16 protein-coding genes and 1 pseudogene are annotated in these 19,889 nt (G+C 65.5%); 11 read left to right on the forward strand and 6 right to left on the reverse strand.

The window, feature by feature from the left end; translation table 11 throughout:
• Positions 1–60: 60 nt before the first annotated feature.
• Positions 61–3,510: an FUSC family protein gene (locus RDCOP1_RS01720; protein ID WP_072698334.1), complete on the reverse strand. Its 3,450-nt coding sequence runs from the start codon at positions 3,508–3,510 to the stop codon at positions 61–63.
• 394 nt (positions 3,511–3,904) lie between these two features.
• Between RDCOP1_RS01720 and RDCOP1_RS01725 the strand changes: the two genes are divergently transcribed.
• From RDCOP1_RS01725 to glpX, 10 genes and pseudogenes are all read left to right on the forward strand, one after another.
• Positions 3,905–5,533 (forward strand): ammonium transporter, encoded by a 1,629-nt coding sequence (locus RDCOP1_RS01725; RefSeq protein ID WP_111731570.1) that lies wholly within the window; start codon positions 3,905–3,907, stop codon positions 5,531–5,533.
• Positions 5,534–6,332: 799 nt separating this feature from the next.
• Complete coding sequence (locus tag RDCOP1_RS01730) at positions 6,333–6,638, forward strand: urease subunit gamma (protein ID WP_072698336.1); 306 nt, start codon at positions 6,333–6,335, stop codon at positions 6,636–6,638.
• Position 6,639: 1 nt separating this feature from the next.
• Positions 6,640–7,524 carry a sirohydrochlorin chelatase gene (locus RDCOP1_RS01735; protein WP_084722288.1) on the forward strand — a complete coding sequence of 295 codons (885 nt, stop codon included), beginning with the start codon at positions 6,640–6,642 and terminating at the stop codon, positions 7,522–7,524.
• Between the two features lie 58 nt (positions 7,525–7,582).
• Positions 7,583–8,008 carry an urease subunit beta gene (gene ureB, locus RDCOP1_RS01740; protein WP_072698338.1) on the forward strand — a complete coding sequence of 142 codons (426 nt, stop codon included), beginning with the start codon at positions 7,583–7,585 and terminating at the stop codon, positions 8,006–8,008.
• Positions 8,008–9,732 carry an urease subunit alpha gene (gene ureC, locus RDCOP1_RS01745; RefSeq protein ID WP_072698339.1) on the forward strand — a complete coding sequence of 575 codons (1,725 nt, stop codon included), beginning with the start codon at positions 8,008–8,010 and terminating at the stop codon, positions 9,730–9,732. The genes ureB and ureC overlap by 1 nt, the downstream gene beginning before the upstream one ends.
• A gap of 9 nt (positions 9,733–9,741) precedes the next feature.
• A complete protein-coding gene (locus tag RDCOP1_RS01750) occupies positions 9,742–10,434 on the forward strand; it encodes an urease accessory protein UreF (protein ID WP_072698341.1) in 693 nt (230 codons plus the stop codon).
• A gap of 69 nt (positions 10,435–10,503) precedes the next feature.
• A complete protein-coding gene (gene ureG / locus RDCOP1_RS01755) occupies positions 10,504–11,136 on the forward strand; it encodes an urease accessory protein UreG (protein WP_072698343.1) in 633 nt (210 codons plus the stop codon).
• Positions 11,136–12,197: an urease accessory protein UreD gene (locus RDCOP1_RS01760; protein ID WP_084722290.1), complete on the forward strand. Its 1,062-nt coding sequence runs from the start codon at positions 11,136–11,138 to the stop codon at positions 12,195–12,197. Before ureG ends, RDCOP1_RS01760 begins: the two co-directional genes overlap by 1 nt.
• Positions 12,198–12,248: 51 nt before the next feature.
• Entirely contained in the window at positions 12,249–13,172 is a 924-nt protein-coding gene (locus tag RDCOP1_RS01765) for an urea transporter (protein WP_084722292.1), read from the forward strand.
• A gap of 45 nt (positions 13,173–13,217) precedes the next feature.
• A pseudogene (gene glpX / locus RDCOP1_RS01770) lies at positions 13,218–14,192 on the forward strand (class II fructose-bisphosphatase); the annotation flags it as partial.
• A gap of 77 nt (positions 14,193–14,269) precedes the next feature.
• Here the strand turns inward: glpX and crcB are convergent.
• From crcB to fmt, 5 genes are all read right to left on the reverse strand, one after another.
• Complete coding sequence (crcB, locus tag RDCOP1_RS01775; protein WP_072698346.1) at positions 14,270–14,647, reverse strand: fluoride efflux transporter CrcB; 378 nt, start codon at positions 14,645–14,647, stop codon at positions 14,270–14,272.
• Entirely contained in the window at positions 14,644–15,096 is a 453-nt protein-coding gene (locus RDCOP1_RS01780) for a fluoride efflux transporter FluC (RefSeq protein WP_072698347.1), read from the reverse strand. The genes crcB and RDCOP1_RS01780 overlap by 4 nt, the downstream gene beginning before the upstream one ends.
• A gap of 178 nt (positions 15,097–15,274) precedes the next feature.
• The gene (locus RDCOP1_RS01785; protein WP_072698349.1) at positions 15,275–16,204 is read right to left on the reverse strand and encodes a 1-phosphofructokinase family hexose kinase; all 930 of its coding nucleotides are present in this window, start codon (positions 16,202–16,204) and stop codon (positions 15,275–15,277) included.
• Positions 16,205–16,307: 103 nt separating this feature from the next.
• Positions 16,308–17,753, reverse strand: coding sequence for an RsmB/NOP family class I SAM-dependent RNA methyltransferase (locus tag RDCOP1_RS01790; protein ID WP_072698350.1), 1,446 nt, complete (start codon positions 17,751–17,753; stop codon positions 16,308–16,310).
• Positions 17,750–18,673: a methionyl-tRNA formyltransferase gene (gene fmt, locus RDCOP1_RS01795; protein ID WP_072698352.1), complete on the reverse strand. Its 924-nt coding sequence runs from the start codon at positions 18,671–18,673 to the stop codon at positions 17,750–17,752. The genes RDCOP1_RS01790 and fmt overlap by 4 nt, the downstream gene beginning before the upstream one ends.
• A gap of 168 nt (positions 18,674–18,841) precedes the next feature.
• Between fmt and RDCOP1_RS01800 the strand changes: the two genes are divergently transcribed.
• The gene (locus tag RDCOP1_RS01800) at positions 18,842–19,879 is read left to right on the forward strand and encodes a DUF2804 domain-containing protein (RefSeq protein WP_072698353.1); all 1,038 of its coding nucleotides are present in this window, start codon (positions 18,842–18,844) and stop codon (positions 19,877–19,879) included.
• Positions 19,880–19,889 lie beyond the last annotated feature (10 nt).

Consider the following 19,889-nt stretch of genomic DNA (forward strand, 5'->3'; position numbering starts at 1 on the left):
TCGAGACGACACGAGAGCGACTCTCCGGCAGAGCATTCGGACAACTCCCGAAACTCGAGTTCAGACCAGGCGGAACGGCGACGTGATCCGCGACGGTCGCCCCTCGCTCGGCAGCACCTCCTCGACCATGAATGTCACCGTCTGGTCGATTCGCTCGAGAGACCGGAGTACTCGGGACAGCGTGGTGTAGTGCGGGATGTCGTACTTGTCGGTGGCCTTCATGTCCTCCTGCACCGCGGAGGGCGTTTCGCCTGCCAGTGCTTTCAGCAACGCCTCGAAGTTGTCCTCGTTGACGTCCTGGATCACACCCCATTGGGAGTCGGTCAGGACGTTCTCGTCGGGCGAGAGACGCTCGGTGGCGGACACCAGGCGCCGCGTATAGAACAACAGAGCCCACAGTGCGGTGAGCCGCCCTTCGATCCCCCGGACATCGAGGGCCCCGGAGGAACGGCGCAGCGGCACGGCCGTGGCCTCGACCTTCTGGACCAGCGTGGTCAGAGCGAGTTCCCGACGTGCGAGCTCCTGTCTGTCCAGGTTTCCCGCGGATCCGGACCGCAGGTGTGCGAGACAGACACCTGTGACGTCCTGGACGTTCCGCACCAACTGAGACGTGTCCGACGACAAGCGGGTGCGGGTACGGGTGGGCAGAACGATCGCGGCGACCACCAGCGCGAGGCCCGCTCCGATCGCCGTCTCCACGACACGCAGTTCGATGGTTTCGGTGTCCAGTTTGCCGAGCAGGTCGTAGAGCAACGCGACGAACGCCGTGATCCAGAGCGCCGACAGGACGTACGACACGGGACGGAAGTACGTCGACGCCAAGATACACAGCGCCAGTAGCGGGAATACGACAGGAGTATCGGTCCCGACCACGATCGCGAAGCCGAACCCGATCGCGGCTCCGGCCACGGTTCCGACGATCCGCTGCATTCCCTTGAGAAATGTCTCCCCGTCGGTCTCGCCCAGTACGAAGAACGCGGGCAGCGCGGCCCAGTACTGGTAGGTCTCCGACACGGACCCTCCGATCCAGAGGGCCAACCCGGTCGAGAGCGCGGCTTGCACCGCACGGCGAATCGGCCCGGCAGCCGGGCCGCCGAACACGCGACCTCCGTTCGGGGCGGACGACGATTTCGGCTCGCCCGCAGCGGGTTTCGCTTCGGCCGCGGGAACCGAGCCGGCACCCTCGGTGTCGCCCGGACTCCCGAGGAGATCTTCGGGGCGCGCGCTATGCAGCGCGTCCACAGCAAACCGGAGTTCACGCGCGGCATGATGCAACCGTCGCGCCGGCAGGGGCCAGTCGACTGGATCGGGCACGTCGTCGGGTGGACGGATCACGTCGTTCCCGTCTTCGGAATCGCCCATCCACGCCGGAAGATGCGGATAACTACGGATGTGGCGCTGGAGCTGTTCGAGCTCACCGGCGAGCAGAGCCCGAACCGGGACGCGTATGCCGGATCCCGTCGCATCCCGAGCCGCCGCAGACAGATTGACGGTTGCGAGTTCGACATCGAAGAGCCGTATTCGCAGGTTGTTCAGCTGCTCGGCGGAGAAGTCAAGGGCCGGGTCCTGCTTGGTGAGCTGACCTCCCAGAAAAGACGCGGTGTGGTGGAGTTGGTCGAGTCCGCTGTGCACACGTTTGCGCAGGTCCGGATCCCAGCGGGCAGCCGACACGGTGTCGACGAGGGGATCGATGCTGTTCGCGACACTGTTCTCGAACGCCCGGACACCACCACGTACCAGCCCGACGTGTCCGTGACCCAGCGGAACGAACTGAACGAGTACCGACGCGGTGACGCTCACCAGGCCCGTCAGTGCGTACAGCCAGAAGTCATCGGGGCTCAGCCGTAGCAGCAGGCTGAAGTAGAACGTCATGAACAGCACCCGGCCGAGCCCGGCTCCTAGTGGCCCGAACCGAGACAGCAACACACCCACGAAGGCGAGCGCGGCGACGGCGAACACCGACGGCAATCGTTCGTGTGGCACCAGGGTGATCAATCCGACCGCGACGACCACGGGGACCAGCGTCAGCATCCCGCCGAACTTGGCGAGTCCCGGGCGCGCACCGCTTTGCGCCGCAACCCCACCTGCGAACATCGCGATCATGCCGCCGAAGGTGGCTGTGGGCATCGGGTCTTTCCCGGCGACCTCGAGGCCGATCGCCACCACCGCAACCGAGGCCACCGCCGCGATAAGCACCCGCAGGGACCCGAAGAGCCGGATGTAGCCGGGATCGATAAGCGTGAGCCGGTTGGCGAAGAAGGCTCGTACGCCGCTGACGGCGGACTTCGGGGTGGAAGTGGCCGGCCCGGTTTCCGGGACAGTGGTTTCCAGAGCAGTGGTCTCCGGGACATCCGCAAAGCCGGGTGCGTAGACCGGCTGATAATCGAGGTCCCGGCCGACCGCATCGGTGAACTGTTGCGCCCGGTACGCGAACGGCAGCCACTCGACGTACCGTTCGTAGGCATCGTCGAGATCGGTGAACGGTTCGAGCCGAACGAGTTCGCCCATTCTCCGATTCACGCGGGCGAACCGGGCAACCCACGGATCCTCGCTCTCGGCAGGAGGCGCCGAGCGATGCCCGGCCGTCCGGTGCAGTTCGATGTTCTCCTCGATCAGCCGCCGGAACTCGCCACGCGATCTCGTCTCGGGAACATCGGTGCTCGTCCACCCGAGCAGGGGATGCATGTAGTCCGCGAACTTCAGGAACTGGTCGGTGAGCGGAAGCAGCATCGGCTCGACGGCCACCGGGTGGGACCTGGGCAACCCCCATCGAAGCGCCGCGACGACCCCGCTCAGCATCCGGATCGAATACGGCAGCGAGAAGGTGTCGCGGCCACTCTGGAAGTAGTAGGCGGAGTGGTGCAGCCGGACCCCGTCGGTGTAACTGCTGAAACTGTCCGCGATAGACGAGAGTTTGGAGTCGAGGTCGCGCGATTCGCCACCCGGAAAGTACGGCTTCAGGCTCGCGACCGGGTCGCCGATGCTGTTTCCGGGATTGTAGAACTGCGCGGAAAGACTGCGCAGGGCGCTGATCACTCCGTAGACCCCGAACAGAAACGCGAGTATCAGGAAGAGGAGCACGATGCCGGTGAGCGCCTCCAGGACCGAGATGATCCGGGCTACATCGGTATTGGGGACGAGTTGGGTTGTGCCCACCGTGGAGAGTTGGGCCGTACTGAAATAGATTGCACCGAACACATCGTCGGTGCCGCCGTTGTACAGGAAGCCCTGCCCGCTCATCATGCCGAGGTAGATCAAGGCGTAGCCCAGGATCGTACCGCCCACCCACATGCCCACCGTGACAACGATCTGAATGCCCGTGACCTGACGGAGTACGGCAGGTCGCCTGCCGCGTGACATCTTTCGCGTGATTCGCCTGATGGCGTGCCATACCCATGCCGTCACGGCATGGGTGAGAAAGCCTGCGTCGTCGTAATCGAGGGCGGTGAGGAATATGTCCAGCAGGGTCAGAGCCAAAATGATGATCCCGAGCCACTGGACGGCGTCCACGGCGCAAGTCTAGGGCTACGCGCCCGTACAGGTACGGAAGAACGGGATCGACAGCGAAGAACGGGCGATCCGGGCAATCGACGACGTGAGCCGCGAACCTGCGTTCATCGGCAGCACGTTCGAGTTGACGCGATTGACCCGCATGACACAAACGCGGTGTATATGCTCGCGTCGGACTGCAAGTCTCGTCCTTCCGGCGACAGTGCGCCGGCGTGCCGAGAAAAGCGTGACTGACCGATGTGAGGATCGGAGGTCGCTTGATGCGTATCGCTCGACACCAGGCAGGGCAGAGCCCGCCACCTCCATCCCAAGGTCGACAACAGTCCGAAATGCCTTGTTCAGCAGTCCCGTTCGCGGCCGATTACACACCCCGCCCGAAAGCGTAGGCCCGTCGATGACTTCTACGACCTTGTCCCAAGACGTGATCAACAGCGGTGACACCGCGTGGGTGCTGGTGTGCGCAGCCCTTGTGCTGTTCATGACACCGGGCCTGGCATTCTTCTATGCCGGCATGGTGAGCAAGCGCAACACCCTCGTGATGTTGCAGCAGAATCTGATCGGGCTCGGCATCATCTCGCTCACCTGGTTCGCCTTCGGTTACAGCATCGCGTTCGGCAACGACCGGGGCAACGGAGTCATCGCCGATCTAGGATTCGTCGCGCTCACCAACATCGACGACGCCCCCAAGCCGGACCTTCACGTGGTGACCGAAACCGTGGCGATCCCGACGCTGGCCTTCTTCGCCTATCAGTTGATGTTCGCGATCATCACCCCGGCACTGGCCACCGGCGCAGTGGCCAATCGCCTCAAGGCATTCGGGTGGGCAGTGTTCATCGCCATCTGGTCGGTGATCGTGTACGCACCGGTCGCGCACTGGTTGTGGGCCCCCGCCGGATGGTTGACCAAGATGGGAGCGCAGGACTGGGCAGGCGGAATGGTTGTCCACGCGTCGGCGGGTGCTGCCGCGCTCGGCCTGTTGATCGTCCTCGGGCGGCGCAAGGTGCGACCCAACCGCGCGCCGCTGCCACACTCGGTCCCGTTGGTGATCGTGGGCGCGGGAATACTCTGGTTCGGATGGTTCGGTTTCAACGCCGGTGACGGATTGCAGGCCAACGGAGTTGCCGCGCAGGCGTTGGTCAACACCCAGTTGGCGGGTGCCACCGCGATGCTTGTCTGGCTGGTGTTCGAGCGGTACCGGGAAGGCCATTCGACCGTGCTCGGAGCTGTGACCGGCGCGGTCGCCGGATTGGCGACCATCACTCCCGCCGCGGGTTATGTCAGCAGCTGGGCCGCGGTAGTCATCGGGGCGCTCGCCGGAGTGGTCTGTTACCTGGCACTCGGCCTGAAAAGGCTACTGCACGTGGACGATGCGCTCGATGTGCTGGCAGTCCACTTCGTCGGCGGCGTGTTCGGCACCCTGTGCGTCGGGTTCTTCGGGGAAGAAGCCATCAACTCGATCGGACGAGACGGTCTGTTCCACGGTGGCGGATTGACACTGCTGGGTTATCAGGTCGTCGCACTGGCCTCAGTGATCGCCTACGCCCTGGTGCTCACCCTGGTGATCGCCTTCGCGATCGAGAAGACGATCGGACTTCGCGTCAGTGCCGAGGAAGAAGAGCATCTCGACCTCAGCCAGCAGGGAATGAGCGCCTACCAGGAGGGCCCCACTCCCCCCGATCCCGCGGCCGACGGGGCAACAGTTTCCGGGGCTCCGAAGCCGTTGGAGCCCGGAAACACGCTGTACCTGGTCACCGCGGTTCTCGACTCGGCTGGGGCCGCGGGCGTGGAACGGGAAGTGCTCGCCGCAGGTGCCCGCCGCGCGATGCTGTCCGAGGTGTCCGTCACCACTGCCTCCTCGGTGGATCAGATGGTCCGAGGACAGAAACGAACCGTGGACGTCACCCCACGAGTCCGTGCGGAAATCCTGACCCCCGCGGAGTCGCTGACCAACGTGCGAAGCGCCTTGTCGGCGTTGGGTGACGACCTCGTCGAAATGACCGTCGTGCCCGTCGAGAGCGGCTAGCACGCTCGACAGGCGAGGGGCGTGCGGCGACTGTGTACCGCACGCCCCTCGCCCGTCGGGGGCTCAAACGGCCCAGGAGCAGCAGTCGTCGTCCGTCTCAGCCCGAACACCTCGGGCTCGCGATCGGATGCGGCGATGGCGTTTTCCGGCGTCGGAGGATCACGACGCAAGCACGGGAAATCAGGTGTGCCCCGTAATTTCGGGGCGGCAAGAGAAAATACTGGGCGATTACCATCGGGGGAAACTGCGATCCCGATCGCCATCGGTCCACGCCGCAGTTTTCCTCACTCTCGCTCGGATCCGAACCACTGAACAGCCGTCGAGGAAATTGCGCCGTCCGTTTTGGTCGTGGGTTTCGTCGGGAGATGCTCTCCGGCCGATTCACACTCCGATTCGGCAATTCTTTTTCAAAATCCGGATTCGGCACGTCTTTCGGTAAAGCCGATATGCAGGCATTCGACGAACGCCCTCAGCCTTTCGTCCCTGGCGGAGGCCCTGCCCAGTGGACTGGCGTCACTACGGAACCGCGCACGGGCATACGAAACGAATCAACTGAACGACTGCACATATGAAGAGGTGATCAATTCACAGTACGTCGACGGGATAGCTGCCCCTTTATCCGTTGGGGTCGTCGTGTGTTTCCCGCGGTTGTTCGTCTCGGCATCACCGCTGCTGCGTTCGATAAAACCAAATCCCGGAACTCCCTGTGGCTCCGGCGTATCGTCCGAGACAGCGAGCCCCGGCTCGTCGCCGGAAGATGCTCATCGAATCGAAACCTACGGCATTGCGGGAGCAGAAAATGGATTTGACTCCACGAGAGATCGAAAAGCTTTACGTGTACCAGGTTGCAGAACTTGCACGGCGGCGCCGTGAACGGGGCACGAAGCTCAACGCCAGCGAGGCGACTGCGCTCATCAGCGAGGCGATCCTGGAAGGCGCTCGCGACGGACGTTCCGTTGCGGAAGTCATGGAGCTGGGAAGAACGATCGTCGCGGAGAAGGACTGCATGAGAGGAGTGCGGGAGCGCCTGCCGCTTTTGCAGGTCGAAGCGACGTTCGTCGATGGGAGCAAGCTGGTCTCCTGCCACGACCCGATCGGGAAATGACGTGGCCGAACCCGCAGGGAAAGACATCACCACGATTCTGGTCGCGGGCCACGAAAGCGCCGAGGGCGCGGACGTGCGATACCTCGAACAGGCTCGCAACCGGTGGTTCGTCACCCCGATCGGCCGGCCGCTCCACAATCTACTCACCCGCTGTCTGTCGTCCGGAGACGGAACGATCGTGGTGGTTCCCATGACGATGGGGCGTAATCCGACCCTCGTCGCCGACACCGCCAAGACGGTGCGGTGGCTGGAAGAGGGGGCACCGGGACGTCTCGCCATGGCGGCGCCGTTCGGCAGCCCCGATCATCTGATTTCGTGGCTTCGCCTGGCGGCCACAGGTATTCGGAGCCGCTCGTCCGACGCCGCGATGGTGATCCAGGCCCCTTCCTCGGACCCTTTCGACGAAGCGGAACTGCACCGCGTCGCGCACCTGGTGCGCACCCACGGTGCAGGCAACGTAGTGGAGGTTGCCACGACACACACCGACGACGACCTTGTCGACGTTCTGCAACGGCTGCGGCGGCTCGACCACCCGCACGCCGTCGTCGTTCCGGGAGGATTTCGCCGGGAATCCCCTGTTCCGTTGGACGACAGCAGGTTTGCAGGCTGCGAGTTCTACGGACCGTTGATGAGCGAACGGGCAACGATCCGCATCATCGATGCGCGCATTCGCGACGCGATGCACGAACTTGCCCACGGCCGTACCGGAGTCGAGTCCGGGTTGATGGCGGACCACGGCCACGGCTACGCACATTCGCACGCTTTCGACGACTCGTCGGAAAGCGCGCACGGACACGGACACGGACACGGACATCAGCGCCATCCCGGCGACAATCCCGGCAACGAGCACAGCCACCGACACCCCGCTACCGCGTCTTCGCACTGACAGGCAGGACCCGACGGCGCGCTGCGTCACGCAACCGCTCCGCGAGGAAGGAACCAACATGGTAGCCAAGCCCACATACCACCACACGGAAGAAGACATCGAGATCAACGCGGGGCGCCGCAGCGTCACCCTGCAGGTGAGCAACACCGGAGATCGTGCAATCCAGATCGGGTCCCATTTCCATTTCTTCGAGGTCAACAAGGCGCTGCTGTTCGATCGTGAGCTCGCCTACGGGATGCACCTGGATCTGCCCTCCGGGCTGGGGGTGCGCGTCGAGGCCGGCGACACCCGCGAGGTGACCCTCGTCGAGTACGCCGGCAATCGCCACGCCATCGGCTTCAACAACCTCGTCGACGGTGGTCTGGACTCGGAAGGCACAAAGATCCGTGCCATGGCGCTCATGAAGGAACTCGAGTACCAGAACGGCACACCCCAGGCGCGAGAGAGCAAGAGCGGGTCGAAAAAGAAGAAGGGCGCAAAGTAATGGCAATCATCTCGCGCAAGCAATACACGGATCTCTTCGGACCCACGACCGGTGACCGAGTCACCCTCGCCGACACGAACCTCGTCATCGAGATCGAAAAAGACTTCAACGAGGACAGCTACGGCGACGAGATCGTCTACGGCGGCGGCAAGACGGCACGCGACGGAATGGGTGCCGACCCCCAGGGAACCGATGCCCAGGGAGTGCTGGACCTCGTCATCACGAACGTGATCATCCTCGATCCGGTGCTCGGCGTCCTCAAGGGCGATATCGGCGTACGGGGCGGGAAGATTGCCGGTGTCGGGAAATCCGGCAACCCACATCTTCAGAAGGGCGTCGATCCCCGGCTCGTCGTCGGGCCGGGCACCGAACTCCTCGCCGGTGAACATTGCATCGCGACGGCAGGCGGCTTCGACTCCCATGTGCACTACATTTCCCCGCAACAGGGGGTGACGGCACTGGCGAACGGAATCACCACGCTCTTCGGTGGCGGCACCGGACCGACGGACGGCACCAACGGTGTCACCACCACCCCCGGCGTCTGGAACATCCACCGGATGCTGGAATCCGCCGAAGCCATGCCTGTCAACATGGGCTTCCTCGGAAAGGGGAACGGGTCCCTGCCGGAGGCGCTCTGTGAGCAGATCGAAGCGGGCGCGGCAGGTCTGAAGGTGCACGAGGACTACGGCGCCACACCGGCCGCGATCAGCAACGCACTCGATGTCGCCGACCGCTACGACATCCAGATCTCCGTACACACCGACACACTCAACGAGTCGGGCTTCGTCGAGAACACTCTGGACGCGATCGACGGCCGGACGATCCACACGTTCCACAGCGAGGGCGCCGGCGGCGGACACGCACCCGACCTCATCAAAGTCACGGGTCACCCGAACGTGCTGCCGTCCTCGACCAACCCGACGCTGCCCTACACGGCCAATTCCGTGGACGAACTGCTCGACATGGTGATGGTGTGCCATCACCTGTCGCACGACATCCCGGAAGACGTCGCATTTGCGGACTCGCGCGTTCGCGCCGAGACGATCTCCGCCGAAACCGTGTTCCACGACGAAGGCATCATCTCGATGGTGTCCTCCGATTCACAGGCAATGGGCCGTATCGGCGAGTCCTTCATACGTGCGTTCCAGATCGCACACCACTGCAAGGACAAGCGCGGCAAGCTGCCGGAGGACTCGCCGGACAACGACAATTTCCGCGTGCTGCGCTATCTGGCGAAAATCACCATCAACCCCGCGATCACACAGGGCGTCTCGGACTACATCGGTTCGCTCGAAGAGGGGAAGATGGCCGACATCGTGCTGTGGCCGACGACGTCGTTCGCCGCCAAGCCCAAAGTGATCGTCAAGGGCGGACTGATCAACTGGGGACTGATGGGCGAACCGAACGCGTCGCTGCCCACGCCGCAGCCGGTGTACTACCGCCCGATGTTCGGTGCGCAGGGTAGGGCATTGCAGTCCACGAGAGCCACCTTCATGTCGAAGGCGGCCATCGCGAACGGCGTGCCCGAGAAACTGGGGCTGGAAAGCCAGGTGCTGCCGGTGAAGAGGTGCCGCAACATCGGAAAGCAGCACATGGTGCGCAACACCGCCACCCCCGTCGTCGAAGTCGATCCCGAGACCTACGACGTCACGTACGACGGCCGACTCGCGGCGATCGATCCTGCGCAGACGCTCCCGCTCACGCAGATGTTCTTCCTGGCTTGAGGGGACACGGTGACGTCTGATATTCGCCAGTTGCTGACGAGTCTGCAGTTCTCGGACTCGGCGTTCCCGAGCGGCTTCTACACCATGTCGCACGGACTGGAGGGTTACAGTCAGGCCCGCCTCGTCGACCCCGGTGAGGTGCAGGACCTGTTGTGTTCGTTGCTCGTCCACACGGTCGGGCCCGGAGACGCGACAGCCCTCGCCGCCGCACATCGGGCGGCGGGGGCGGGCGACTGGGACCTCGTCGAGGAGATCGACCACCGCTTGTTCGCGTCCAAACTGAACGCCGAGATGCGACGGGCGTCCGTGCGCAGCGGTCACCAGCTCGCGGACCTTGCCGACGTGGTGCTCGGCAGCGACGCCCTGGACGAGTACCAACGACGAGTGAAGGCGCGGGCCACGCCGGGATGCCAGCCGGTGGTGTCTGCTCTCATCTACTCGGCGACCGGCGTCGCAACGCGCATCGCGGTGGCCTCCGATCTCTCCGCATTCGCGGTGAGTTTCGTGGGCGCCGCGCTGCGCCTCCGGCTGACCGATCACCGGCAGGCTCAGGTGATTCTGCACGCGGTCGGTCCGGTCATCGAACAGGTGGCACACGACGCCGTCGAACGTGACGTCCACGACCTCGGAGGCTTCGCACCGATGGCCGACATCATGTCTGCCCAGCACGAACGCGCCGAGGCGCGCCTGTTCGCCAGTTGACAGCGCACACCGTCGAACGGCCGGCCGAAGTGCCGGCGCAGGGAAAGACCCGAGGGGAACGGAAACATTATGGGTGACAATGCATTGAGGATCGGTATCGGGGGACCGGTGGGATCGGGGAAGACTGCGCTGACCGAAGCGCTTGTGCCCCTGCTCATCGCAGCCGGACGCACTCCGGGTGTCATCACGAACGACATCTACACCCAGGAGGATGCGCAGCACGTCCGGCGTGTGCTCGACGGGGTGCTCGACCCCGATCGGGTAGTGGGCGTGGAGACCGGCGCATGCCCGCACACAGCCGTGCGCGACGACCCGACGATGAATCTCGCCGTCGGAGAGGAACTGCTGCAGCAATTCCCGGATATCGACACGCTGATCTACGAATCAGGTGGGGACAACCTAACTCTCACCTTTTCGCCGGCGCTGGCCGACGTCTTCGTGTTCGTCCTCGATACGGCGGAAGGTGAGAAGATGCCGCGCAAGCGGGGTCCGGGTATCACCGACAGCGACATCCTGGTGATCAACAAGATCGATATCGCACAGTATGTCCGGACGGATCTCGGCGTGATGGAGAGCGACGCCATCCGGGTACGTGGTGGCAGCCCCGTCGTCCTCACCAACTCGCTCACCGGCGAAGGTCTGGACGTACTCCTCGACCAGATCTTGTCGTTGTGGAACGACGCACGGACCGAACTCGTCTGATGACGGCCGACATCTCGACGGGGAGGGCCCTCGACCCCGCGGCGGATCCGAACGCGCCCCGGGGCCTGGCGCCCGTGAGCCCACTACCCCTCCGCCCGGTGCATCCCGGTGGATACCGGCTCCAGCCGGACTACTTCGAGCCCGTACGGGTGCCGGCCGAGGTACTCCGGTTCGCGGGGGGAGACTCGCCTCTCCCGGTCGGGAGCCCGGGCAAGGTCGGTATCCTCCAACTCGGTTTCGAGCACAACCGCGACCGGGACCGCACCGAACTCGTGCAGCACTACCAGAAGTCCCCCTTGCAGATCATGCGTCCGTTGTACTTCGATCCGTTGCGCCCCGATGTTCCGTACACGTACGTGATGTCCTCGGGCGGCGGCATTCTCCAAGCGGACAGGTTGCGCACCGATCTGACGTTCGGGACAGGCACCTCGGCGCACGTGACGACACAGGCCCAGACCAGGGTGTATCGGATGGACCACGACTACGCGTCGTCCGTCACGAACATCTCGGTGGGGGCCGGTGCGTACACCGAGTACCTGCCCGAACCCGTGGTTCCGTTCGCCGGATCGCGCTTCTACCAGCACACCTCGGTGACGCTCGACGAATCGGCCACGCTCCTTCTCGGGGAGACCGTGTATGCCGGACGGCTCGCCCGCGACGAGCGCCACAGGTACGAGATCTACGCGTCCGACGTCGAAGTCCGGCGGCCCGACGGACGGCTCGTGGCACTCGACCGGGTCCGGCTGTGTCCCGGCGAGGATCATGAGTCCGCCGCGGCATCGAGTCTCGGCGTCCTGGCCGACCACGACATTCTCGCGATGTTGTACGTGTTCTCTCCACTGGTGCCGGTCGCCGTGCTCGCGGATCTGCTCCACGACGCGCTGGCCGCCGCTCTGCCCGACGGCTTGTTCGGCGTGAGCGCGCTGCCGAACGACGCCGGTGTCTGGATGCGTTTGGTCGCCAACGATCCTGTCGCGGTGGCCCGCGCCACTCACGCGGCTGCGGGAGCGGCTCACGAAGCACTCACGGGGTTCGCCGCTCCAGCGATCCGCAAGATGTAGGGACGCTCGACGGTCACCATCCATACCGGATGCACGGCGGAGGAGCTGGACATGACTACGGGAACTGCACCGCAGGATTCCATGGCTTCACCACGCTCCTGGCTGGTGGGATTCGGCCACGGCCCGTCACAGATCTACTTCCAGGCAAACATCTACACGACGGTGCTCATCATGGCGGCCTTCGTGGTCGCCAGCTGGCAGATGGCCGTGCTGGTGGCCATCGGCTGTGTGGCACAGACATTCACCGGATGGGTGATCCGCACCAAGCCCGCGGACCTCATCTTCGGGATGCAGGGTTTCTCCGGCGCACTCGTCGGCGCTGCGACCTTCGCGACCCTCGGCAGTCAATGGTTCTCATACCCCATTGCGCTGGCCGGTGGTGCGCTCGCAGCGCCGGTCACGTGGTTGATCAACGAACTCTTCACGAAGACGCCGCTGAAGATCTACGGACTGCCGTCGACGACCGCACCGTTCTGCATCGTCGCGACCGTCATCCACTTCGTATTCGAACGCTGGTGGGTCGAGTCCTCGTCGATGACGATCGATTCCACCACCGTGGCGTTCTTCCGGTCGTTGCTGACGAACGTCTCGGAAGTGGTTCTGGTCGACAATGTCTGGGCCGGCGCTCTCATTCTCATCGGCCTCTTCATCGCGAACTGGAAGGTCGGCCTGGCCGGCCTCCTCGGCAGCGTCGTCGGCACGCTGTGCGCCCTCGCCCTCGGTGAGAGCCTCACCGAGACGGGGAACGGCCTGAGCGGGTATTCCGGTGTGCTCACCGCGATCGCGCTCTCGGTGACCTTCTTGAAGGAGAGCGCGATCTCATGGGTCCTCGCGCTGATCGGCACCATCGTCACCGCGGTCGTCACCCTGTGGATGCACGATCTCGGGGTCCCCACCTACACGTGGCCCTACATCCTCACCACGTGGGTGTTCCTCATCATCGCGCACTACATACCCTCAGCCGAAACCCCCTGATCGTCCCGCGGGCACGGCACCGAACCCAGCCCGAGGAGAATCGCCATGAGCACCACCGCACACCTGGGTCCACTCCTTCCGGACCGCAATCTCGCCCTGGAACTGGTCCGGGTGACGGAAGCCGGCGCTCTGGCGTCCGGCAGGTGGGTAGGCCGCGGGGACAAGGAGGGAGGCGACGGAGCCGCCGTCGACGCGATGCGCACGATGTTGTCCACCGTGACCATGCGCGGTGTCGTGGTGATCGGTGAAGGCGAAAAGGACGAAGCGCCGATGCTGTTCAACGGCGAGGTGGTCGGCGACGGCACCGGCCCGGAATGCGATTTCGCGGTCGACCCCGTCGAGGGCACCACACTCATGGCTGCCGGCGCGCCGAACTCTCTCAGCGTCGTCGCTGTGGCCGAGCGCGGTGCGATGTTCGATCCGTCGGCGGTGTTCTACATGGACAAGATCGCCGTCGGCCCGGATGCCGCGGACGCCGTGGACATCACAGCGCCGGTATCCGAGAACATCTTTCGGGTCGCTGCTGCGCTGGGCACCCCGGTCGCGGATCTGACCGTGGCGGTGCTCGACCGACCCCGCCACGCCGAACTGGTCGATCAAATCCGCCGTGCCGGAGCGCGGGTCCGGTTACTGCTCGACGGGGATGTGGCAGCCGCGATCGCCGCCGCGCGCCCCGGCTCGGGAATCGACATGACGATGGGCGTGGGCGGCACTCCGGAAGGCATTCTCGCGGCCGCCGCTCTGCGGTGTCTCGACGGGGCGATCCAGGGGCGACTGGTCCCTCGTGACGCCGCCCAGCACGCACAGGTTCTCGCGACCGGCCACGACCCGGACCGGATCCTCCACACGACCGACCTTGTGGGGGGCACGAACGTGTTCTTCGCCGCAACGGGCGTCACCGACGGGCCGTTGTTACGGGGAGTTCGCTACTACGGTGGCAACCGCGCAGGTACGCAGTCGATCGTGATGCGAAGCAAGTCCGGCACCGTCCGGATCGTCGACGCGGAGCACCGCCTCACCGTGAACGTTCCCCCGCAAAGCCGCTCACAGGAAACGTGAGTCCGGAACGGCCGACCGGCGTCTCGCCCGGTCACATGTCAGAGCGAGGTACCGATCCACAACCCGAGACCCGCGGCTGCCAGAGCGAGCACCAGCATGACGATGCCGCTGATGAACGAGTCTCCGTACCGGCCGTTCTTGATGAGCTGCACCGTCTCGTAACTAGCCGTACTGAATGTGGTGTAGCCGCCGAGGAATCCGGTCCCGATGACATAGCTGATGTCGGTGGAGACGAGGTGTTCCACCGTGAGCCCAGTGAGAAATCCGAGCACGAGAGAGCCGGACACGTTGATGATGGTGGTCGCCCACGCGAACTTCGTGTGCATATGCGCACGGATGAAACCGTCGAGAACGAATCGCACGATCGCCCCGGCGCCACCCGCCACGCTCAGCAGAACGAAAATCCCCGGTGTCACGACGTCACCCCTCCCCCGGCGGCAGGAGGCGTCGTTCTCGCGTTGACGCTACTGGCGAGAGCGATTCCCGCCCACGTGGCGCACGCGCCGACGATCACGGTCCCCAACGCGTACAGCACTCCCTCCCAGACGAACCCGTCCCGGAACAGCACCGCTGTATCGGTCGCGAGGGAACTGTAGGTGGTGAAGCCGCCACAGAATCCCGTGCCCAGGAGAAGCTTGAGATTCGCTGCCGTGGGCTTCGCTTTGTCGAGTCGCGTGACGGCCTCGTAGAGATAGCCCAGAAGAAACGCGCCCACGACATTGACGATGGCGATAACGATCGGGACTTCGCCGAGTTTCGGGATGACGATGGAAAGTCCTTCACGGCTACCAGCACCGAACAGGCCACCGATCCCGACCAGCCCGATCGACGCCCATTGCAGGTACGAGGGCCGGGTGCCACTCATTCCCGCGCTCCGACGCGCCTGGTGCGTGAGGATTCCGCACGAAGATCCATTCTCCGAGGCTATACGAGCCGCGTCGGCAGCCTCGGGCTTTGTTCACTTCGGCAGACATCCTTCTCTCGCGCCGCCACCGGCGGTACCTCTTCAGCAGGCGGCTGGAGGCCTCGGGACGAAATCGCGATCAGGCTCTGCGGGCGAGCGCGTCGAACCGGTCGATGTCCGCACGACGGCACACCCGGCTTCCCGCGGTCAGCAGGGCTGCCGTGCCGCACGCGATACCGAGCGCCAGAGCGTCGCGCAGCGTGCGTTCCTGCAGCAGTCCGACGACGAGTCCGGCGACCATGCTGTCACCGGCACCCACCGCGCTTCGCACTTCGACGTCGAGTGCTGGGACCTCGACGGCGTCGTCCGCGGTGACCATGATCGCCCCGTCGGGACCGAGCGAGAGCACCACGATCTCGGCGACACCGCGCTCGACGAGTTCGCGGGACGCCCCGATCCGGTCCTCCGTGGTGGGAAGGTCTCGCCCGATCCATTCGCACAGTTCGGAAAGCGACGGCTTGACGAGAAACACCCCCGACTCGATGCTCGTGAGCGCGTCGCCCGAGGAATCGAGCACGAACCGCGCCCCGGCATCGCGGGCCGTCGCCGCGACCCGGTTGACGAACGTGCCGGAGACACCGGGCGGGAAGCTGCCGCTGGCCACCACATACTTCGCGTCCCGCGCGACCTCCGCGAGCACGGCGAGACACCGTTCCTGCTCGTCGTGGGTCAGGTTCGGTCCGGGCGTGACGAATCGGTACTCGGACCCGGTTCTGCGATCGATCGCGGTGAAGCACTCGCGGGTGTCGCCCATGATGGGCACGACGTACGCGTCGACGTGGTCGTCGTCGAGCAACCCGTGCATCTGCCGACCGCGTGCCCCGCCCACCGGATACACCGCCGCGGCAGGGGCACCGAGCACACGCGCGACCTTGGCGACGTTGATGCCCCCGCCTCCCGCGTCGTAGAAAGGTTCCTCACACCGGAGCTTCCGGGTGGGAACGACCTCCTCGGCGAAGGTGGTGACATCGAGGGCCGGATTCATGGTCAGCGTGACGATATCGGGCATGCGGAAACCCTAGCCCGTGTGCCGATGAATGCGCCGCCCTCGGAAGGCTCGACTCGCCCGGCCCGCCGTCGCGCACGCGCACACAGTCAGGTATCGGTTGGCCTCACTCCACCGGTTTACGAAGCGCCGCCATGAACATCGCGTCCGTGCCGTGCCGGTGCGTCCACAGCTGCACGCCCGGTCCGTCACCGAGTTTCGGAACACCGGGTAGGAGTTCGCGCGTGTCGAGTTGTTCGACGCCGTGTCTGCGCACGGCGTCCGAGACCACCGCGACGGTCTCCGAAACGTGCGGGGAACAGGTCGAATACAGCACCACGCCGCCGGGGCGCAGCAGACCGATCGCTGCTCCGAGAAGCTCTTTCTGCAGTTTGACGAGATCGGCCACATCCTCGGGCCGTCGGCGCCAACGGGATTCCGGCCTCCGGCGCAGCGAACCGAGCCCGGTACAGGGTGCGTCGACGAGGATCCGGTCGTATCCGGGCTCGAGACCGGAGTCGCGGCCGTCTGCGACATGCACGGTCACAGGCAGATCGCGTGCGGTCTTGCGGACGAGGTCGGCGCGATGCTCCACCGGTTCGACGGCGTCGACGGCGAATCCGTCGAGTGCGGCGAGCGCGCCGAGCAGTGCCGCCTTGCCGCCGGGGCCGGCACACAGATCGAGCCAGCGGCCTTTGTCCTCGCCGATGAGCGGGGCCAGGGTGAGTGCCCGTGCGACGAGCTGGCTTCCCTCGTCCTGGACCGCGGCCATGCCCTCGCGGACCGGCTCGAGCCGACCTGGGTCACCGTGTTCGATGTGCACCGCGTACGGCGACCACGGACCGATCTCTCCACCGGTGACGAGTGCCAGTTCCTCGGCGGTGATCACGCCGGGTCGCGCGACGAGATGCACGATCGGGCGCGCGTCGTCGGCCGCGAGCACCTCCGCGAGCTCACCCGCATCCGCACCGAGGGCGTGCGCGAAAGCCTGCGCGATCCACAGCGGGTGCGGGTACCGGAACGCGAGGTGACCCACGGGGTCGCGTTCGGGGTCGGGTGCGAGACGGTCGATCCACTCGTCCTCGGTTCGCTCCCCCACTCTCCTCAACACAGCGTTGACGAAACCTGCTCGCCCCGAGCCGAATTCGGCTCGGACGAGGTCGACGCTCGTCGCAACGGCGGCGTGCGGGGCGACCCTGGTCCGCAGCAACTGATAGGCGCCGAGGCGCAGCACGTCGAGCAACGAACCGTCGATCTCGTCGACGGGACGATTAGCAGCGTCGGCGATGACGGCGTCGAGCAGTCCTTGCGCACGCGCCGCGCCGTAGGTGAGTTCGGTTGCGAGCGCAGCATCGCGAGAATCGAGTTTGCGTTCGCGCAGGAGGGCAGGCAACACCAGATTCGCGTAGGCGTCCCGTTCCCGAACCGCACGCAGCACGTCCCGGGCTGCGGTGCGGGCGGGATCGACCGCCGACTGCGTGGGACGGCGAGTCTGCCGTGGCGCGGTGTTGCGCCCGGTGTGTCCGCCCGGCTTCTGCCCTGAACGCCGGGCCGGTCTGCGAGCTTCACTCATTGCGCACGTACCTTCGGGTCGAGTCGGGCGCCGCGCGCCCAATCTGCTGCTGCCATCGATTTCTTACCGGGGGGTTGCACGGTGCCGAGCCGTACCGCTGTCGTGCCCGTCCCGACGAGCAGACCTTGCTTGGTGACTGCGATTTCACCGGGCTCGAGGCGCTCCTCGGTCGGAGCGACCGGGCCGACCTTGACCCGCAGATCGCCGATCGTGGTCCAGGCGCCGGGCGCCGGGGTGACCGCGCGGATGTGACGGTCGACCACGTGTGCGGGCAATGCCCAGTCGACGCGAGCCGCGTCGACTGTGATCTTCGGGGCGTGGGAGATTCCCTCCGCGGGTTGGGGCGCGGGAACGAGGATGCCGTCCTCGAGACCGTCGAGTGTCGATTCGAGGAGGGTGGCTCCGGCATCCGCGAGTCGATCCAGCAGATCGCCGGCAGTATCGGTGGGCCGGATCATTTCGGTCACCACGCCGTAGACCGGGCCGGTGTCGAGGCCGGCTTCGAGGCGGAATGTGCTCGCTCCGGTGATCTCGTCGCCCGCGGCGATCGCGGCCTGCACCGGCGCGGCACCGCGCCATGCGGGAAGCAACGAGAAATGCAGGTTCACCCAGCCGTGGCGGGGGATCGCCAGCACCGCGGGCGGGATCAATGCCCCGTACGCGACGACCGGGCAACAGTCGGGGTCGAGTTCGGTCAGGCGTGCGACGAACTCGGGGTCACGCGGCGACCGGGGCGCGAGCACCTCGATTCCGTGCTCGTCGGCGACCTGTCCCACCTCGGATCGCACGGTCTTGCGGCCTCGGCCGGCCGTGGCGTCCGGGCGGGTGACGACCGCGACGACCTCGTGGCGCGGCGAGGCGATCAGACGACGGAGTGCCGGTACCGCAGCGCCGGGGGTTCCCGCGAACACCACCCGCATGTCAGAGGACCGCCGATACGAGTGGGCGCACTGCGATGCGGAAGGTAACCGGCGGGTGTGTCACGAATACTGCTCCAGGGCTCGGGCGACGATGGCTTCTCCATTCTAGGGAGTCGGTCCCCCGCGCCGACACGGTGCCGCCGCGGCAGCCCAGTAGTCTCGCCGGGTATGCAGCAACGACGCCTCTCACCCGGCCCCCTTCTCGACGACAACGGAACCCTGATCGAGACCGGGTGGAGTACGAGTGAGATGCGTGCGTACGACCGGCGGAACGTGGCCGTGTCCGGTTTGCGCATCAAGGAGTGGGACTACTACTGCGTTCTCTCCGACGGTGAGGAGGGCCCCTACGGCATCGCGCTGACCGTGGCGGACAACGGCTATGTGGGTCTGCTCGGCGTCAGCTGGCTCGATCTCACCCGTCCCGGAGACGTCACCGAGAACGCGTTGATCCCGTTTCCCCGCGGCCGCATGGGCATGCCGTCCAGCGCCGACAAAGGCGACGTGGTCGTGTCCCGTCGCGGCGGGATGCGGATCGAGTACCGGAACGAGGGGCACACACGGCGGCTGATCGTGGACCACCCCGCGTTCGACGGGGGTCGTGGTCTGTCGGGCGAGTTGGTGCTGACGCAGCCGCCCATGGACCGGCTGGCGATCGCCACCCCGTTTCCGTCCGCCCGGAAGGCGTTCTACTACAACCAGAAGATCAACTGCCTTCCGGCCGGCGGCAGCATCACGGTCGACGGCCGCACGCACGTGTTCGAGCCCGAGACGGCATTCGGCGTCTTCGACTGGGGCCGCGGCGTGTGGACGTACGACAACACCTGGTACTGGGGTTCGGCGTCCGGCCTGCAGAACGGGCGGCCCTTCGGCTTCAACATCGGCTACGGGTTCGGGGACACGAGCGCGGCGAGCGAGAACGTGGTCTTCCGCGACGGGGTCGCCCACAAACTCGACGGGGTGCATTTCCATCTTCCGGCCGGCACCTACGACGGTGCGCCCTGGCAGTTCACCAGCAACGACCACCGCTTCCAGATGGACTTCACACCGATCCACGATCGGGCCGCGGACGTGAACGCTCTGGTCGTGCGTTCGACGCAGCATCAGGTGTTCGGCCGTTACAGCGGTTTCGTCGTCCTCGACGACGGCAGCCGGCTCGAGATCGAGAACCTTCTCGGGTTCGCGGAACAAGTCCGGAACCGTTGGTGAGTGAGCCGAA

The sequence above is a fragment of the Rhodococcus coprophilus NBRC 100603 genome (assembly GCF_001895045.1).
GTDB lineage: Bacteria > Actinomycetota > Actinomycetes > Mycobacteriales > Mycobacteriaceae > Rhodococcus > Rhodococcus coprophilus.